General features: G+C 40.7%; 27 protein-coding genes and 2 pseudogenes. All 29 read right to left on the bottom strand.

Annotated features, from left to right (window positions below):
• Positions 1-105 precede the first annotated feature (105 nt).
• Positions 106-837, bottom strand: a pseudogene (locus tag ACMZ42_RS15615) (DNA-directed RNA polymerase subunit alpha); the annotation flags it as partial.
• Between the two features lie 139 nt (positions 838-976).
• Positions 977-1,366: a 30S ribosomal protein S11 gene (rpsK, locus tag ACMZ42_RS15610; RefSeq protein ID WP_053482801.1), complete on the bottom strand. Its 390-nt coding sequence runs from the start codon at positions 1,364-1,366 to the stop codon at positions 977-979.
• 25 nt (positions 1,367-1,391) lie between these two features.
• On the bottom strand, positions 1,392-1,757 hold the full coding sequence (rpsM, locus tag ACMZ42_RS15605; RefSeq protein ID WP_049662875.1) for a 30S ribosomal protein S13: 366 nt from the start codon (positions 1,755-1,757) through the stop codon (positions 1,392-1,394).
• 24 nt (positions 1,758-1,781) lie between these two features.
• Positions 1,782-1,895 (bottom strand): 50S ribosomal protein L36, encoded by a 114-nt coding sequence (gene rpmJ, locus ACMZ42_RS15600; RefSeq protein WP_000868344.1) that lies wholly within the window; start codon positions 1,893-1,895, stop codon positions 1,782-1,784.
• 37 nt (positions 1,896-1,932) lie between these two features.
• A complete protein-coding gene (gene infA, locus ACMZ42_RS15595) occupies positions 1,933-2,151 on the bottom strand; it encodes a translation initiation factor IF-1 (protein ID WP_004233690.1) in 219 nt (72 codons plus the stop codon).
• A gap of 86 nt (positions 2,152-2,237) precedes the next feature.
• Positions 2,238-2,315: pseudogene (locus tag ACMZ42_RS15590) on the bottom strand (type I methionyl aminopeptidase); the annotation flags it as partial.
• A gap of 248 nt (positions 2,316-2,563) precedes the next feature.
• Positions 2,564-3,217 (bottom strand): adenylate kinase, encoded by a 654-nt coding sequence (locus ACMZ42_RS15585; RefSeq protein ID WP_370077713.1) that lies wholly within the window; start codon positions 3,215-3,217, stop codon positions 2,564-2,566.
• A gap of 70 nt (positions 3,218-3,287) precedes the next feature.
• Positions 3,288-4,583, bottom strand: a complete 1,296-nt coding sequence (gene secY, locus ACMZ42_RS15580) for a preprotein translocase subunit SecY (RefSeq protein ID WP_402870005.1) — start codon at positions 4,581-4,583, stop codon at positions 3,288-3,290.
• Positions 4,583-5,023, bottom strand: a complete 441-nt coding sequence (gene rplO, locus ACMZ42_RS15575; protein ID WP_323654724.1) for a 50S ribosomal protein L15 — start codon at positions 5,021-5,023, stop codon at positions 4,583-4,585. The genes secY and rplO overlap by 1 nt, the downstream gene beginning before the upstream one ends.
• A gap of 34 nt (positions 5,024-5,057) precedes the next feature.
• On the bottom strand, positions 5,058-5,240 hold the full coding sequence (gene rpmD, locus ACMZ42_RS15570) for a 50S ribosomal protein L30 (protein ID WP_323654726.1): 183 nt from the start codon (positions 5,238-5,240) through the stop codon (positions 5,058-5,060).
• A gap of 13 nt (positions 5,241-5,253) precedes the next feature.
• Positions 5,254-5,757, bottom strand: coding sequence for a 30S ribosomal protein S5 (gene rpsE / locus ACMZ42_RS15565; protein WP_053482806.1), 504 nt, complete (start codon positions 5,755-5,757; stop codon positions 5,254-5,256).
• A gap of 21 nt (positions 5,758-5,778) precedes the next feature.
• Positions 5,779-6,138: a 50S ribosomal protein L18 gene (gene rplR / locus ACMZ42_RS15560; protein ID WP_323654727.1), complete on the bottom strand. Its 360-nt coding sequence runs from the start codon at positions 6,136-6,138 to the stop codon at positions 5,779-5,781.
• Positions 6,139-6,170: 32 nt separating this feature from the next.
• The gene (gene rplF, locus ACMZ42_RS15555) at positions 6,171-6,710 is read right to left on the bottom strand and encodes a 50S ribosomal protein L6 (RefSeq protein ID WP_323648588.1); all 540 of its coding nucleotides are present in this window, start codon (positions 6,708-6,710) and stop codon (positions 6,171-6,173) included.
• Positions 6,711-6,740: 30 nt separating this feature from the next.
• Positions 6,741-7,139 carry a 30S ribosomal protein S8 gene (rpsH, locus tag ACMZ42_RS15550; protein ID WP_008181717.1) on the bottom strand — a complete coding sequence of 133 codons (399 nt, stop codon included), beginning with the start codon at positions 7,137-7,139 and terminating at the stop codon, positions 6,741-6,743.
• A 29-nt stretch (positions 7,140-7,168) separates the two neighbouring features.
• Complete coding sequence (locus ACMZ42_RS15545) at positions 7,169-7,354, bottom strand: type Z 30S ribosomal protein S14 (RefSeq protein ID WP_004233656.1); 186 nt, start codon at positions 7,352-7,354, stop codon at positions 7,169-7,171.
• A 22-nt stretch (positions 7,355-7,376) separates the two neighbouring features.
• Positions 7,377-7,916: a 50S ribosomal protein L5 gene (gene rplE / locus ACMZ42_RS15540; RefSeq protein WP_004233654.1), complete on the bottom strand. Its 540-nt coding sequence runs from the start codon at positions 7,914-7,916 to the stop codon at positions 7,377-7,379.
• Between the two features lie 27 nt (positions 7,917-7,943).
• Positions 7,944-8,252: a 50S ribosomal protein L24 gene (gene rplX / locus ACMZ42_RS15535; protein ID WP_049662858.1), complete on the bottom strand. Its 309-nt coding sequence runs from the start codon at positions 8,250-8,252 to the stop codon at positions 7,944-7,946.
• 35 nt (positions 8,253-8,287) lie between these two features.
• Positions 8,288-8,656: a 50S ribosomal protein L14 gene (rplN, locus tag ACMZ42_RS15530; protein WP_004233650.1), complete on the bottom strand. Its 369-nt coding sequence runs from the start codon at positions 8,654-8,656 to the stop codon at positions 8,288-8,290.
• A 43-nt stretch (positions 8,657-8,699) separates the two neighbouring features.
• The gene (rpsQ, locus tag ACMZ42_RS15525; protein WP_053482810.1) at positions 8,700-8,963 is read right to left on the bottom strand and encodes a 30S ribosomal protein S17; all 264 of its coding nucleotides are present in this window, start codon (positions 8,961-8,963) and stop codon (positions 8,700-8,702) included.
• Positions 8,964-8,981: 18 nt separating this feature from the next.
• Positions 8,982-9,182, bottom strand: coding sequence for a 50S ribosomal protein L29 (rpmC, locus tag ACMZ42_RS15520; protein WP_049662852.1), 201 nt, complete (start codon positions 9,180-9,182; stop codon positions 8,982-8,984).
• The gene (gene rplP, locus ACMZ42_RS15515; protein WP_010860599.1) at positions 9,172-9,606 is read right to left on the bottom strand and encodes a 50S ribosomal protein L16; all 435 of its coding nucleotides are present in this window, start codon (positions 9,604-9,606) and stop codon (positions 9,172-9,174) included. The genes rpmC and rplP overlap by 11 nt, the downstream gene beginning before the upstream one ends.
• 1 nt (position 9,607) lies before the next feature.
• On the bottom strand, positions 9,608-10,261 hold the full coding sequence (gene rpsC, locus ACMZ42_RS15510) for a 30S ribosomal protein S3 (RefSeq protein WP_049662850.1): 654 nt from the start codon (positions 10,259-10,261) through the stop codon (positions 9,608-9,610).
• 3 nt (positions 10,262-10,264) lie between these two features.
• The gene (gene rplV / locus ACMZ42_RS15505; protein ID WP_004233639.1) at positions 10,265-10,609 is read right to left on the bottom strand and encodes a 50S ribosomal protein L22; all 345 of its coding nucleotides are present in this window, start codon (positions 10,607-10,609) and stop codon (positions 10,265-10,267) included.
• Positions 10,610-10,631: 22 nt separating this feature from the next.
• On the bottom strand, positions 10,632-10,910 hold the full coding sequence (gene rpsS, locus ACMZ42_RS15500) for a 30S ribosomal protein S19 (RefSeq protein WP_049662848.1): 279 nt from the start codon (positions 10,908-10,910) through the stop codon (positions 10,632-10,634).
• Positions 10,911-10,970: 60 nt separating this feature from the next.
• Complete coding sequence (rplB, locus tag ACMZ42_RS15495; RefSeq protein WP_036124661.1) at positions 10,971-11,801, bottom strand: 50S ribosomal protein L2; 831 nt, start codon at positions 11,799-11,801, stop codon at positions 10,971-10,973.
• 47 nt (positions 11,802-11,848) lie between these two features.
• Positions 11,849-12,133 carry a 50S ribosomal protein L23 gene (gene rplW / locus ACMZ42_RS15490; protein ID WP_053482811.1) on the bottom strand — a complete coding sequence of 95 codons (285 nt, stop codon included), beginning with the start codon at positions 12,131-12,133 and terminating at the stop codon, positions 11,849-11,851.
• Positions 12,133-12,756: a 50S ribosomal protein L4 gene (gene rplD / locus ACMZ42_RS15485; RefSeq protein ID WP_012296062.1), complete on the bottom strand. Its 624-nt coding sequence runs from the start codon at positions 12,754-12,756 to the stop codon at positions 12,133-12,135. Before rplD ends, rplW begins: the two co-directional genes overlap by 1 nt.
• A 26-nt stretch (positions 12,757-12,782) precedes the next feature.
• The gene (gene rplC, locus ACMZ42_RS15480; RefSeq protein ID WP_370077722.1) at positions 12,783-13,412 is read right to left on the bottom strand and encodes a 50S ribosomal protein L3; all 630 of its coding nucleotides are present in this window, start codon (positions 13,410-13,412) and stop codon (positions 12,783-12,785) included.
• A gap of 45 nt (positions 13,413-13,457) precedes the next feature.
• Positions 13,458-13,766, bottom strand: a complete 309-nt coding sequence (gene rpsJ, locus ACMZ42_RS15475; protein WP_004233624.1) for a 30S ribosomal protein S10 — start codon at positions 13,764-13,766, stop codon at positions 13,458-13,460.
• Positions 13,767-13,881: the final 115 nt, after the last annotated feature.

Below are 13,881 nucleotides of genomic sequence, written 5' to 3'. Positions count from 1 at the left end.
AATTAGAAGAAATTCAGAAGGATTTAAAAAATGAAAATTTTAATGTTTATAAATTTTATGATGCTCAGGAAGCGTTAGCACTCACGAAGGCGCTTCTCAAATGGACTGATCTTCTTCTTTTTCGACCATGATTTCAGCTGTTTGAGCCTCGTCTGTCATGCCAACGAAGATGTTTAGATGCTCGGTTAAAATTTTTGCTCCGAGCGAAATCGCCTCTTTCGGACCGATGCTACCATCTGTCCACACATCAAGAGAAAGTTTATCGTAGTCAGAAGACTGACCTACACGAGTATTTTCCACTTGGAAATTGACGCGTGATACTGGAGTGTAAATAGAGTCGATCGGGATCACGCCGATAGGAAGATCCTCACGTTTGTTTTGATCAGCAGGAGTGTAACCACGGCCGCGTTGTGCGTACATACGCATACGTAAATGACCGTTTTTAGCGATTGTTGCAATATATAGATCCGGGTTTAAAATTTCTACATCACTGTCATGTGTAATGTCAGCAGCTGTAACTGTACCATCGCCTTTTACATCAATCTCAATAACTTTTTCTTCGTCAGAGTAGATTTTAAGAGCTAGTTTTTTCACGTTCAAAATAATTGAAGCTACATCCTCTACAACGCCTTCTACAGTTGAGAATTCGTGAAGAACACCGTCAATTTGAATTGAAGTGACAGCAGCTCCTGGTAATGAAGACAGAAGGATACGACGTAAAGAATTACCCAAAGTGTTTCCATATCCGCGTTCAAGCGGTTCTACAACAAACTTTCCATATTTGGAATCTTCGCTGATCTCCACCGTTTCAATCTTTGGTTTTTCAATTTCGATCATTTTATTTACCCTCCTTCAAAACATCGAATGTATAGGTTCTTTCCATCATAGATTCGATCGTCAATGACGTATCGTTTATTATCTGCACAAGACAGTCTGTACAAAAAATGATGTTCTCATACAATATGAGACGCACCCATTACACGCGACGACGTTTTGGCGGACGGCAACCATTATGAGGAACTGGAGTAACGTCTTTAATAGCAGTTACATCTAAACCAGCAGCTTGAAGTGCACGAATTGCAGCTTCACGACCTGCACCAGGACCTTTAACAGTTACTTCCAACGTTTTCAGACCATGTTCAAGGGATGCTTTAGCAGCAGTTTCTGCAGCCATTTGAGCAGCGAATGGTGTAGATTTACGTGAACCACGGAAACCAAGAGCACCAGCACTTGACCAAGATACAGCGTTACCTTGCATATCTGTAATCGTTACGATTGTATTGTTGAATGTAGAACGAATGTGTGCAATACCAGATTCGATATTCTTTTTCACACGACGTTTACGAGTTTGTTGTTTACGAGCCATGTTAAGAAGGAACCTCCTTTACTGATTATTTTTTCTTGTTCGCTACTGTTTTACGAGGACCTTTACGCGTACGCGCATTGTTCTTCGTATTTTGACCACGAACAGGTAAACCACGACGGTGACGGATACCACGGAATGAACCGATTTCCATCAGACGTTTAATATTTAATGAAGTTTCGCGACGTAAGTCACCTTCAAGTTTGTATGAGTCTAATTGTTCACGGATTTTGTTTAACTCATCTTCAGTTAAGTCGCGTACGCGTGTATCTTCTGAAATACCTGCGTCAGCTAATACTTTCTGAGCTGTAGTTTTACCAATACCGTAAATGTAAGTTAATGAAATTACCACGCGTTTGTCGCGAGGAATGTCAACACCAGCAATACGTGCCATGTACGTTGTGCACCTCCTTTAGAATTAACCTTGTTTTTGTTTGTGTTTAGGATTTTCACAAATTACCATTACTTTACCGCGTCGGCGAATTACTTTACATTTTTCGCAGATCGGTTTTACAGATGGTCTCACTTTCATCTAACCTAACCTCCTTAGTAGTCCGGAGCGCAAAAGATTATTTAAAACGGTATGTGATACGACCGCGAGTTAAATCATAAGGAGATAACTCGATAGTAACCTTATCTCCAGGTAGAATACGGATAAAGTGCATACGAATCTTACCAGAAACGTGTGCTAGAATCACATGTCCATTTTCTAATTCTACCTTAAACATCGCGTTTGGCAAAGTCTCAACAACTGTCCCTTCGACTTCAATTACATCATCTTTCGCCATCTACTCTGTCTCCTCTCTATATGCAAATTAAAGTTCTCATCGTTACATCAAACGGATATCTGCTGCAACTATAGAAGCAACCTCGTTTCAACATATGTTTGGATTGTATGAGAGATGTTTGAAAGACGCTCGTCTGGTTTCGCTTCACACAATCCACGGAACATACAGAACCATTAAGGGAACTGAACCTCCCATGTTTACACGAATACCGGAATGTCTTTGATGAGATATTCATACCCGTTACACAGATGCTTCCACGAAACCCATTATACTCTTTCAAAAGTAATGTTGCACTTTTTAAAAGAAATATATACCGGGCACAATATGCTTTTGCAACTCTCAAAAAATTATGTTTCGTTGTTGCTCCCGCATGCCTCCCGCGGAAGCAGTATTCTGCGCCCGGAGCCGGGTATCAGCTGCGGCTGCCCTGTAATAGAGCATCAAGATCAGCAAACACTTTGTTAATATCTTGCTGTCCATCTATATTTGTTAACACACCTTTTACTTCATAGTAGTCAAGTAAAGGTTGTGCTTGTTTCATATTTACTTCCAGACGGTTTGCAACCGTTTCAGGATTATCATCCGCACGCGTATAAAGCTCGCCACCATCTTTATCACATTTTCCTTCCTCAGCTGGAGGATTGAAAACAAGATGATAAGATGTACCACAAGTTTTACAAATACGACGACCTGATAGACGAGCAACTAGCTCATCTTTTTCAACTTGGATGTTAATTGTATGTTCAATAGCTTTACCAAGATCAGCAAGAATGCTGTCTAAAGCTTCAGCTTGAGGAACAGTACGTGGGAATCCATCTAATAAGAAGCCCTTTTCACAATCATGTTTAGCAAGTCGTTCACGAACAATACCAATCGTTACTTCATCCGGCACTAGAGCACCTTGATCCATAAACGATTTAGCCTGCAAGCCTAGTTCTGTACCATCTTTAATAGCAGCACGGAACATATCGCCTGTAGAAATATGAGGAATCGCGTACTTCTCAACAATTTTATCTGCCTGTGTACCTTTACCAGCACCTGGCAGACCCATTAAAACGATATTCATACGGAAATAATCCTCCCACAAAAGGTTTGCTGATTTCAGGAAACGATAGAACGTTCCCTAAAAACCAACATTACTTCATAAAGCCTTTGTAGTGACGTTTAACAAGTTGAGATTCTAGCTGTTTCATCGTTTCCAGCGCTACGCCGACTACGATAATAATACTAGTACCACCGATCTGCACTGTGGCAGGTAGTTTCATAATGTTCATGAGTATAATCGGCATTACTGAAATAACAGTTAAGAAAATCGCACCGACAAATGTCAGACGATATAACACGCTTGTTAAATACGTTTGCGTACTTTCACCCGGACGAATACCCGGAATGTAAGCACCTTGCTTTTTCAAGTTATCTGCCACATTTTCTGGATTCACTTGTACGAATGCATAGAAATATGTGAACGCGACGATCAATACAATGTAAATAACCATCCCAACAGGATTAGCATTATTAAACGAGTGTTCAATGAATGATGCTACAGCACCTTCACCAAAGAATGGAGCTAACACACGTGGTGTCGTCAGAAACGCTGATGCAAAGATTACCGGAATAACCCCTGCAGCATTTACTTTTAACGGTAAATGCGTTTGTTGAGCACCTGTTTGTTGGTTGCGTCCAGTAACTCGTTTAGCATACTGAATTGGAATTTTACGCAGTGCTTGTTGCACGTAGATAACTCCAACAACAACTGCAAGCATAACTAAAACAAGCAATCCAAGAATAACTAGATTGATAAATAGTTTATCCCCAGCACCCTCGATTTGCTGTGCATAGATTTGGTTAACGGCATTCGGTAATGCCGCAGTAATACCTGCGAAAATTACAATAGAAATACCATTTCCAACGCCATGTGCAGTAATTTGTTCAGCAAGCCATACTAGGAATGCTGTACCCGCCGTTAATACAATAGAAATCGTAACATATGTTAAAATTCCTTCTTCTTTAATCAATGATCCGCCGTACATTCTGTTAAAACCAAATGACATTGCGAAGGATTGGATAAAAGCAAGAATAATTGTAAAGTAACGAGTAAATTGTGCAAGTTTTCGTCTTCCGACTTCACCTTGCTTTGCCCACTCAGCAAATTTCGGTACTACGTCCATTTGCAATAACTGAACAATAATTGAAGCAGTGATGTAAGGCATAATTCCCATCGCAAAGATAGAGAAGTTACTCAAAGCACCACCGCCAAAAGTATTTAGGAAACCAACGAGACTGAACTCATCAGTTGCCTTTAATACATTAGCGTCAACGTTTGGTACCGGTACAAACGTACCAATACGGAAAACGATTAACATTAAAAGAGTGAAAATGATTTTATTTCGTATATCTCGAACACGCATAAAGTTAGAGATCGTCTGAAACATTAAATCACCTCAGTAGTTCCGCCGGCATTCTCGATTGCTTCTTTAGCTGAAGCTGAGAATTTATGAGCTTTTACTGTAAGCTTTTTATCAAGAGTTCCGTTTCCAAGAACTTTAATTCCAGCTTTTTCATTGCTCACTAAACCTGTTTCAAGTAATAATGCAGTTGTTACCTCTGCACCATCTTCAAAACGATTTAATGTGTCAAGATTAACGATCGCGTACTCTTTACGGTTAATGTTAGTAAAGCCGCGTTTCGGTAAACGACGGAATAAAGGGTTTTGACCACCCTCGAATCCTGGGCGTACACCGCCGCCAGAACGAGAGTTTTGACCTTTATGACCTCTACCTGCAGTTTTACCGTTACCAGAACCGATACCGCGACCTACGCGGTTACGTACTTTACGGGATCCTTCTGCTGGTTTTAACTCATGAAGTTTCATATTGGATGGCACCTCCTTGTTCGTTAATTAAAAATTAGTTTTCTTTTACAGTAACTAAGTGAGCTACTACATCAATCATACCGCGAGTTGCTGCATTGTCAGCTTTCTCAACAGTTTGGTTTAATTTACGTAAACCTAGAGCTTCTACAGTTTTACGTTGTGCTGGTTTAGAACCAATCACAGATTTTGTAAGGGTGATTTCTAATTTGTTAGCCATTATCTTTCCCCCCTTATCCTAATATTTCTTCCACTGATTTACCACGTAATTTAGCTACGTCCTCTACGCGTTTTAATTCAGTTAAACCTTGAATAGTTGCACGCACCATATTGATTGGTGTGTTAGTTCCAAGTGATTTTGAAAGAATATCAGTAATACCAGCAAGTTCTAGTACGGCACGTACTGGACCACCAGCGATAACTCCTGTACCAGGAGCAGCAGGTTTAATTAGGATTTCTCCTGCACCAAAGCGACCTTGCACTAAGTGTGGAGTTGTTCCACCTACGCGTGGCACTTCGATTAAGTTTTTCTTCGCATCTTCAACAGCTTTACGGATAGCATCTGGCACCTCTTGAGCTTTACCAGTACCGAAACCAACGTGACCGTTTTTATCGCCAACTACAACTAATGCTGTGAAGCGGAAGCGACGTCCACCTTTAACAACTTTAGCAACACGGTTAATAGTAACTACGCGTTCTTCAAGTTCTCCAAGTTTGTTTGCGTCAATTCGACTCATGAAATGTGTCCCTCCTTTTTATTAAAATTGTAAACCGTTCTCACGTGCAGCTTCAGCTAAAGCTTTTACACGTCCATGATATAAGTAACCACCACGGTCAAATACTACAGCAGTAATATTTTTTTCCGTAGCGCGTTTTGCGATTGTTTCACCGACTTTAGTTGCAGCATCAACATTGCTACCAGCACTTTCAAAACCATTTTCTTGAGAAGATGCGCTAACGATTGTTACGCCTGCTACGTCATCGATAAGTTGAGCGTAGATGTTCTTGTTAGAACGGAATACGTTTAAGCGTGGACGCTCAGCAGTACCCGAAATTTTAGAACGTACGCGTGCATGACGTTTTTTACGAACCTGATTTTTATCTTGTTTCGTAATCACAAGGGTCACTCCTTTCTAATGCTTAAGCAGCATTATTTACCTGTTTTACCTTCTTTACGACGAACGTATTCGCCTTCATAACGGATCCCTTTACCTTTGTAAGGCTCTGGTGGACGCACGTCACGGATGTTAGATGCAAGAGCACCAACACGTTCTTTGCTGATACCTTTAACGATGATTTTAGTGTTTGAAGGAACTTCAACTTCTAGACCATCTTCAGGTGTGAACTCAACTGGATGTGAATAACCTACGTTAAGAACAAGTTTTTTACCTTGTAATTGCGCACGGTAACCAACACCGATAAGTTCTAATGATTTTTCGAAACCTGCAGAAACACCAGTAATCATGTTCGCTAATAGCGCACGAGTTGTACCGTGGTTTGTGCGGTGTTCTTTTGAGTCAGAAGGACGTGATACAGAGATTACGTTACCTTCTTGCTCAATTTTCATATCTTGGTGGAAAGAACGAACAAGTTCGCCTTTAGGACCTTTAACGGTAACTGAGTTGTCAGCTGCAACAGTAACAGTTACGTTAGCTGGTACCTCGATAATTTTTTTACCTACACGAGACATTTAGTTGCACCTCCATTCATTTATTGCTAATTACCAAACGTATGCTAGAACTTCGCCGCCAACTTGTTTAGCGCGAGCTTCTTTATCTGTTAATAAACCTTGTGAAGTTGACACTAAAGCGATACCAAGACCGTTCAGTACTTTAGGAACTTCATTTGTTTTTGCATATACTCGTAGACCAGGTTTAGAAATACGTTTTAAACCAGTGATAACGCGCTCGTTATCTTTACCGTATTTTAAGAAGATACGGATGATACCTTGTTTGTTGTCTTCCACGTATTCTACGTCACGTACGAAACCTTCACGCTTTAAAATTTCAGCGATTTCTTTTTTCACGTTGGAAGCTGGTACTTCTAACTTCTCGTGACGAACCATGTTCGCATTACGAATGCGAGTAAGCATATCTGCAATCGGATCAGTCATTGTCATTACATTTACCTCCTTCCCAAATTAGGGGATTACCAGCTGGCTTTTTTCACGCCAGGAATTTGTCCCTTATATGCAAGTTCTCGGAAACAAATACGGCAAAGTTTGAATTTGCGATATACAGAGTGTGGACGACCACAGCGTTCACAACGTGTATATTCTTGCACTTTAAACTTTTGCTTACGTTGTTGTTTAACGATCATAGATTTTTTAGCCACGTTTTCGCCCTCCTTGTTTAAATTACTTTTGGAACGGCATACCGAATTGTGTCAATAACTCGCGAGCTTCTTCATCAGAATTCGCTGTCGTTACGATCACGATGTCCATACCGCGTACTTTTGAAACTTTATCGTAATCGATTTCTGGGAAAATTAATTGCTCTTTAACACCTAAAGTGTAGTTACCGCGACCATCGAATGCTTTTTTAGAAACACCACGGAAGTCACGTACACGAGGTAGTGAAATTGAGATTAATTTGTCCAAGAATTCATACATACGCTCACCGCGTAATGTAACTTTTGCACCGATAGGCATACCTTCACGTAGACGGAAACCTGCAATCGATTTTTTTGCTTTAGTTACAACTGGTTTTTGACCAGTGATAATTGTTAATTCTTCTACAGCTGCGTCTAATGCTTTTGAGTTTTGAACTGCGTCACCAACACCCATGTTGATAACGATTTTCTCAACTTTCGGCAATTGCATAACTGATTTATATCCAAACTTGCTCATAAGAGCAGGAGAAACTTCATTTAAATATTTTTCTTTTAGGCGGCTCATTTGTGTACCTCCCTTCTTTTATAGAAATTAGTCGATTACTGCACCTGATTTTTTTGCAACACGAACTTTTTTACCGTTTTCGATTTTATAACCTACACGAGTCGGCTCGCCAGATTTAGGATCGATTAGCATTACGTTCGAAATGTGAATTGCAGCCTCTTGGCTTACAATACCACCTTGTGGATTCAATTGGTTAGGTTTTACGTGTTTTTTCACGATGTTCACACCTTCAACAAGAACGCGATCTTGTTTAGGGTAAGCAGCAAGAATAACGCCTTCTTTGCCTTTATCCTTACCAGTGATAACCTTAACCTTGTCACCTTTTTTTACATGCATGCTGTCGCACCTCCTTGATTGGCACTGTCATGAAATTAAAGAACTTCTGGAGCTAGAGAAACGATTTTCATGAAGTTGCTGTCACGTAATTCACGTGCAACAGGTCCGAAAATACGAGTTCCGCGTGGTGATTTATCATCACGAATAATTACACAAGCATTTTCATCAAATTTGATGTACGTACCATCTTTACGACGTACGCCTGATTTAGTACGAACGATAACAGCTTTAACAACGTCACCCTTCTTAACAACGCCACCTGGTGTTGCTTTCTTAACTGTACAAACAACGATATCACCGATGTTAGCAGTTTTACGGCCAGAGCCACCAAGGACTTTAATTGTAAGAACTTCACGTGCACCTGAGTTGTCAGCAACTTTCATACGACTTTCTTGTTGGATCACTTAGGTTACCTCCCTTCGGAAATTGGTTGTTCCGAAATAGTTATTAAATAATAACCGCTTTTTCTACAACTTCAACTAGACGGAAACGTTTAGTAGCTGATAGCGGGCGAGTTTCCATGATACGTACGATATCACCGATTTTCGCTGTGTTTAACTCATCATGAGCCTTAAACTTTTTTGAGTATTTTACACGTTTACCATAAAGCTTGTGCTTTTTGTGAGTTTCAACTAAAACAGAAATAGTTTTGTCCATTTTATCTGAAACAACGCGGCCCGTGTAAACTTTGCGTTGATTACGCTCAGTCATACTTGAAAACCTCCTTTATCAGTTATTTGCACTGATTTCTCTTTCACGAATAACAGTTTTCATACGCGCGATTGCTTTACGCACTTCACGAATACGAGCTGTGTTTTCTAATTGACCAGTCGCCAATTGGAAGCGAAGGTTGAAAAGCTCTTCTTTCAGTGATTTCACTTTCAATTCTAATTCAGAAGTGGCAAGGTCACGGATTTCATTAGCTTTCATTAGATTCACCACCAGTTTCTTGACGTTTTACGATCTTACATTTAACAGGAAGCTTATGTGATGCTAAACGAAGTGCTTCACGTGCGATCTCTTCAGATACACCAGCGATTTCGAACATTACTTTTCCTGGTTTTACTACTGCAACCCAACCTTCAGGAGAACCTTTACCAGAACCCATGCGGACTTCTAGAGGTTTTTTAGTGTAAGGTTTGTGCGGGAAGATTTTAATCCAAACTTTACCGCCACGTTTCATGTAACGAGTCATCGCGATACGTGCAGATTCGATTTGACGGTTAGTAATCCAGCTAGCTGTTTGAGCTTGTAAGCCCCATTCGCCGAAAGATACTTCTTTACCGCCTTTCGCTTCGCCACGCATGTTTCCGCGGTGTTCACGACGGTATTTTACGCGTTTAGGCAATAACATATTATTTGCCTCCTTCCACAGATTTCTTCGTAGGAAGAACTTCACCACGGTATATCCATACTTTAACGCCTAATTTACCGTAAGTAGTGTCAGCTTCTGCGTGTGCATAGTCGATGTCAGCACGTAGAGTATGAAGTGGAACAGTTCCTTCACTATAGTGTTCAGCACGCGCGATATCAGCGCCACCTAAACGACCAGATACTTGTGTTTTAATTCCTTTTGCACCAGCACGAATTGTGCGTTGGATCGCTTGCTTTTGCGCACGACGGAATGATACACGGTTTTCTAATTGACGAGCGATGTTTTCAGCTACTAGACGAGCGTCAAGATCAGCACGTTTGATTTCGATAATGTTGATGTGTACACGTTTACCAGTTAAATCGCTAAGGTATTTACGAAGATTTTCAACTTCAGAACCACCTTTACCGATTACCATACCTGGTTTCGCAGTGTGAATTGTAATGTTTACACGGTTTGCAGCGCGTTCGATTTCTACTTTAGAAACAGAAGCGTCTTTAAGAGCCGTTTCAATATATTTACGCACTTTGATGTCTTCGTGAAGTAGAGTTGCATAGTCTTTTTCAGCGTACCATTTTGACTCCCAGTCACGAATAATACCAACGCGTAGTCCTATTGGATGTACTTTTTGACCCACGGATTAACCCTCCTTCTTCTCAGATACCACTAGCGTGATGTGGCTTGTGCGTTTGTTAATTGCGCTTGCACGTCCTTGTGCACGTGGACGGAAACGTTTTAATGTTGGACCTTCATCAACGAAAACTTCAGAAACTACTAAAGAGTTGATGTCAAGATCGTAGTTGTGTTCAGCGTTAGCAACTGCAGATTTTAATACTTTTTCAACGACTGGAGACGCCGCTTTTGGAGTATGACGTAAAATTGCAACTGCCTCACCAACTTGCTTGCCTCGGATTAAGTCTACAACTAGACGGACTTTACGAGGAGCAATGCGAACAGTACGAGCGATAGCTTTAGCTTGTGTCATTAGGATTTACCTCCTCTCAAAATTAGCGTCTTGTTTTCTTGTCGTCTGCACCGTGACCTTTGTAAGCGCGTGTCGGTGCGAACTCACCAAGTTTATGGCCTACCATATCTTCTGTTACGTATACAGGAACGTGTTTACGTCCATCATAAACAGCAATAGTTAAACCGATGAATGTCGGGAAAATTGTAGAACGGCGAGACCAAGTTTTAATAACTTGTTTTTTCTCAGAAGCCTCTTGCGCTTCCACTTTTTTCATTAAGTGGTCATCGACAAAAGGTCCTTTTTTCAAGCTGCGACCCATGTAGGAACCTCCCTCCGTGATTCCACCACGGCTCTCACATAGAACCGTAGTTTAACCACTTTATTTTTTACGACTACGGATGATGAATTTATCCGATTTGTTTTTCTTCTTGCGAGTTTTGTAACCAAGTGCTGGTTTACCCCAAGGAGTCATTGGTGATTTACGTCCGATTGGAGAACGTCCTTCACCACCGCCGTGTGGGTGATCGTTAGGGTTCATTACAGAACCACGAACTTCTGGGCGTTTACCTAACCAACGGCTACGACCTGCTTTACCGATGTGTACTAGTTCGTGTTGTTCGTTACCAACTTGACCGATTGTAGCGCGGCAAGTAGCTAACACTAAACGTACTTCACCAGATTGTAGACGAACGATTACGTATTTGTCTTCACGACCAAGTACTTGAGCAGAAGTACCTGCAGAACGTACTAATTGTCCACCTTTACCAGGTTTTAACTCGATGTTATGGATTGTAGTACCCATTGGAATGTTTGCTAATGGTAATGCGTTACCTACTTTAATATCAGCATCTGGACCAGATACGATTGTTTGACCAACCTCTAGACCTTTTGGTGCTAAGATGTAAGCTTTTGCTCCATCAGCGTAGTTGATTAATGCGATATTCGCAGAACGGTTTGGATCATATTCAATAGTAGCAACTTTAGCCGGAATGCCATCTTTTACACGTTTGAAATCGATAACACGGTATTGCTTCTTATGTCCACCGCCATGATGACGAACAGTGATTTTACCTTGGTTGTTACGACCAGCTTTGCGTTTAGTTGGTTCAAGCAATGATTTCTCAGGCTTGTTAGTTGTAATTTCCGCAAAGTCTAAAGACGTCATATTACGACGACCATTAGAGGTAGGTTTATACTTTTTAATCGCCATTGTGTTTCCCTCCTTCTTGATTGTTCAAATCATAAATCCATAAAGGATTACATTTCGAATAATTCGATTTCTTTGCTATCAGCAGTTAATTTAACAATCGCTTTACGACGTTTGTTAGTGTAACCACCGTAACGGCCTACGCGTTTGAATTTACCTTTGTAGTTAAGAACGTTTACTTTCTCAACTGTTACACCAAAGATTTCTTCTACAGCGTCTTTTACTTGAGTTTTGTTAGCGCGAGTGTCTACTTCGAAAGTATACTTTTTCTCTGCCATAAGTTCTGAAGAACGCTCAGTAATGACCGGACGTTTTAAAATATCACGTGCTTCCATTATCCAAGCACCTCCTCAACTTTTTCTACTGCAGATTTTGTGAATACAACTTTTTCATGACCTAATAGATCAAGAACGTTGATTCCATTTGCAGTTAAAACTGTTACACCAGGGATGTTACGAGCAGATAATGCTACGTTTTCATCTAGGTCAGCAGTTACGAATAAAGATTTTTTCTCTAAAGAAAGATCTTTAAGAATTTTTGTGAATTCTTTTGTTTTTGGTGCTGCTAATGTAAGAGCATCAAGAACTAAGAAGTTTTGTTCTACTACTTTAGCTGATAAAGCTGATTTAAGAGCTAAGCGGCGAACTTTTTTCGGTAATTTATAAGAGTAGCTACGTGGAGTTGGACCGAATACGATACCACCACCGCGCCATTGTGGAGAACGGATAGAACCTTGACGAGCACGACCAGTTCCTTTTTGACGCCATGGTTTACGACCACCACCAGCAACTTCAGAACGGTTTTTAACCTTGTGATTACCTTGACGAAGAGAAGCACGTTGAGCTACTACAGCGTCGAATAATACTGCTTCATTTGGCTCGATTCCAAAAATCGCATCGTTTAATTCGATTTCACCAACTGAAGCACCTGTTTGACTAAGTACAGATACTTTTGTCATTCCTGTTTCCTCCTTTCCTTAGGTGATTACTTAGCTTTAATTGCAGTTTTAACTGTAACTAGAGCTTTTTTAGAACCAGGAACATTACCTTTAACAAGTAGTAAGTTACGTTCCGCATCAACTTTCACGATTTCTAAGTTTTGGATTGTAACTACAGTGCCACCCATTTGACCAGGTAATTTCTTTTGTTTGAATACGCGGTTCGGAGCAACTGGACCCATTGAACCAGGACGACGGTGGTAACGAGAACCGTGGGCCATAGGACCACGAGATTGACCATGGCGTTTAATTACACCTTGGAAACCTTTACCTTTAGTAACACCTGTTACATCAATTACATCGCCTTCTGCGAAAATTTCTACTTTGACTTCTTGACCAACTTCGTATTCTCCAACGTTTACGTTGCGGAATTCACGGATGAAGCGCTTAGGAGCAGTGTTCGCTTTTGCTACGTGACCTTGTTCTGGTTTGTTAGAAAGCTTAACACGCTTGTCTTCAAAACCAACTTGGATAGCTTCGTAGCCGTCTGTTTCAACAGTTTTCTTTTGAAGTACTACGTTTGGAGCAGCCTCGATAACTGTTACCGGGATTAAATCGCCGTTTTCAGCGAAAACTTGTGTCATACCAATTTTTCTACCTAAGATTCCTTTAGTCATTTGTCACACCTCCTGTAAGTTTTAAAAAAGTTATATTTTTTACCATTAAAGTTTGATTTCGATATCAACGCCAGATGGTAAATCAAGTTTCATTAACGCATCAACAGTTTGTGGTGTTGGGTTAACGATATCGATCAGACGTTTATGCGTACGCATTTCGAATTGTTCACGAGAATCTTTATACTTGTGAACAGCACGAAGAATTGTGTACACAGACTTCTCAGTTGGAAGTGGAATCGGACCTGATACACTTGCACCTGAACGTTTTGCAGTTTCCACAATTTTCTCAGCAGATTGATCTAAAATACGGTGATCATACGCTTTTAAACGAATACGAATCTTTTGTTTTGCCATTATTTTCCCTCCTTCTCGCCTATTTTCTAGACATTCTCCACGAAAATTTTCCCACACACCGCCATGGCAAAGCGGCCGGGTGTGTCGGCAACCTCTCGTTTCATCGCAGTCAAAG

This window comes from Lysinibacillus sp. NPDC056185 (genome assembly GCF_047737915.1).
Lineage (GTDB): Bacteria > Bacillota > Bacilli > Bacillales_A > Planococcaceae > Lysinibacillus.
The sequence above is the reverse complement of the archived record's forward strand: the minus strand, read 5'-3'. Positions and strand labels throughout refer to the sequence as shown.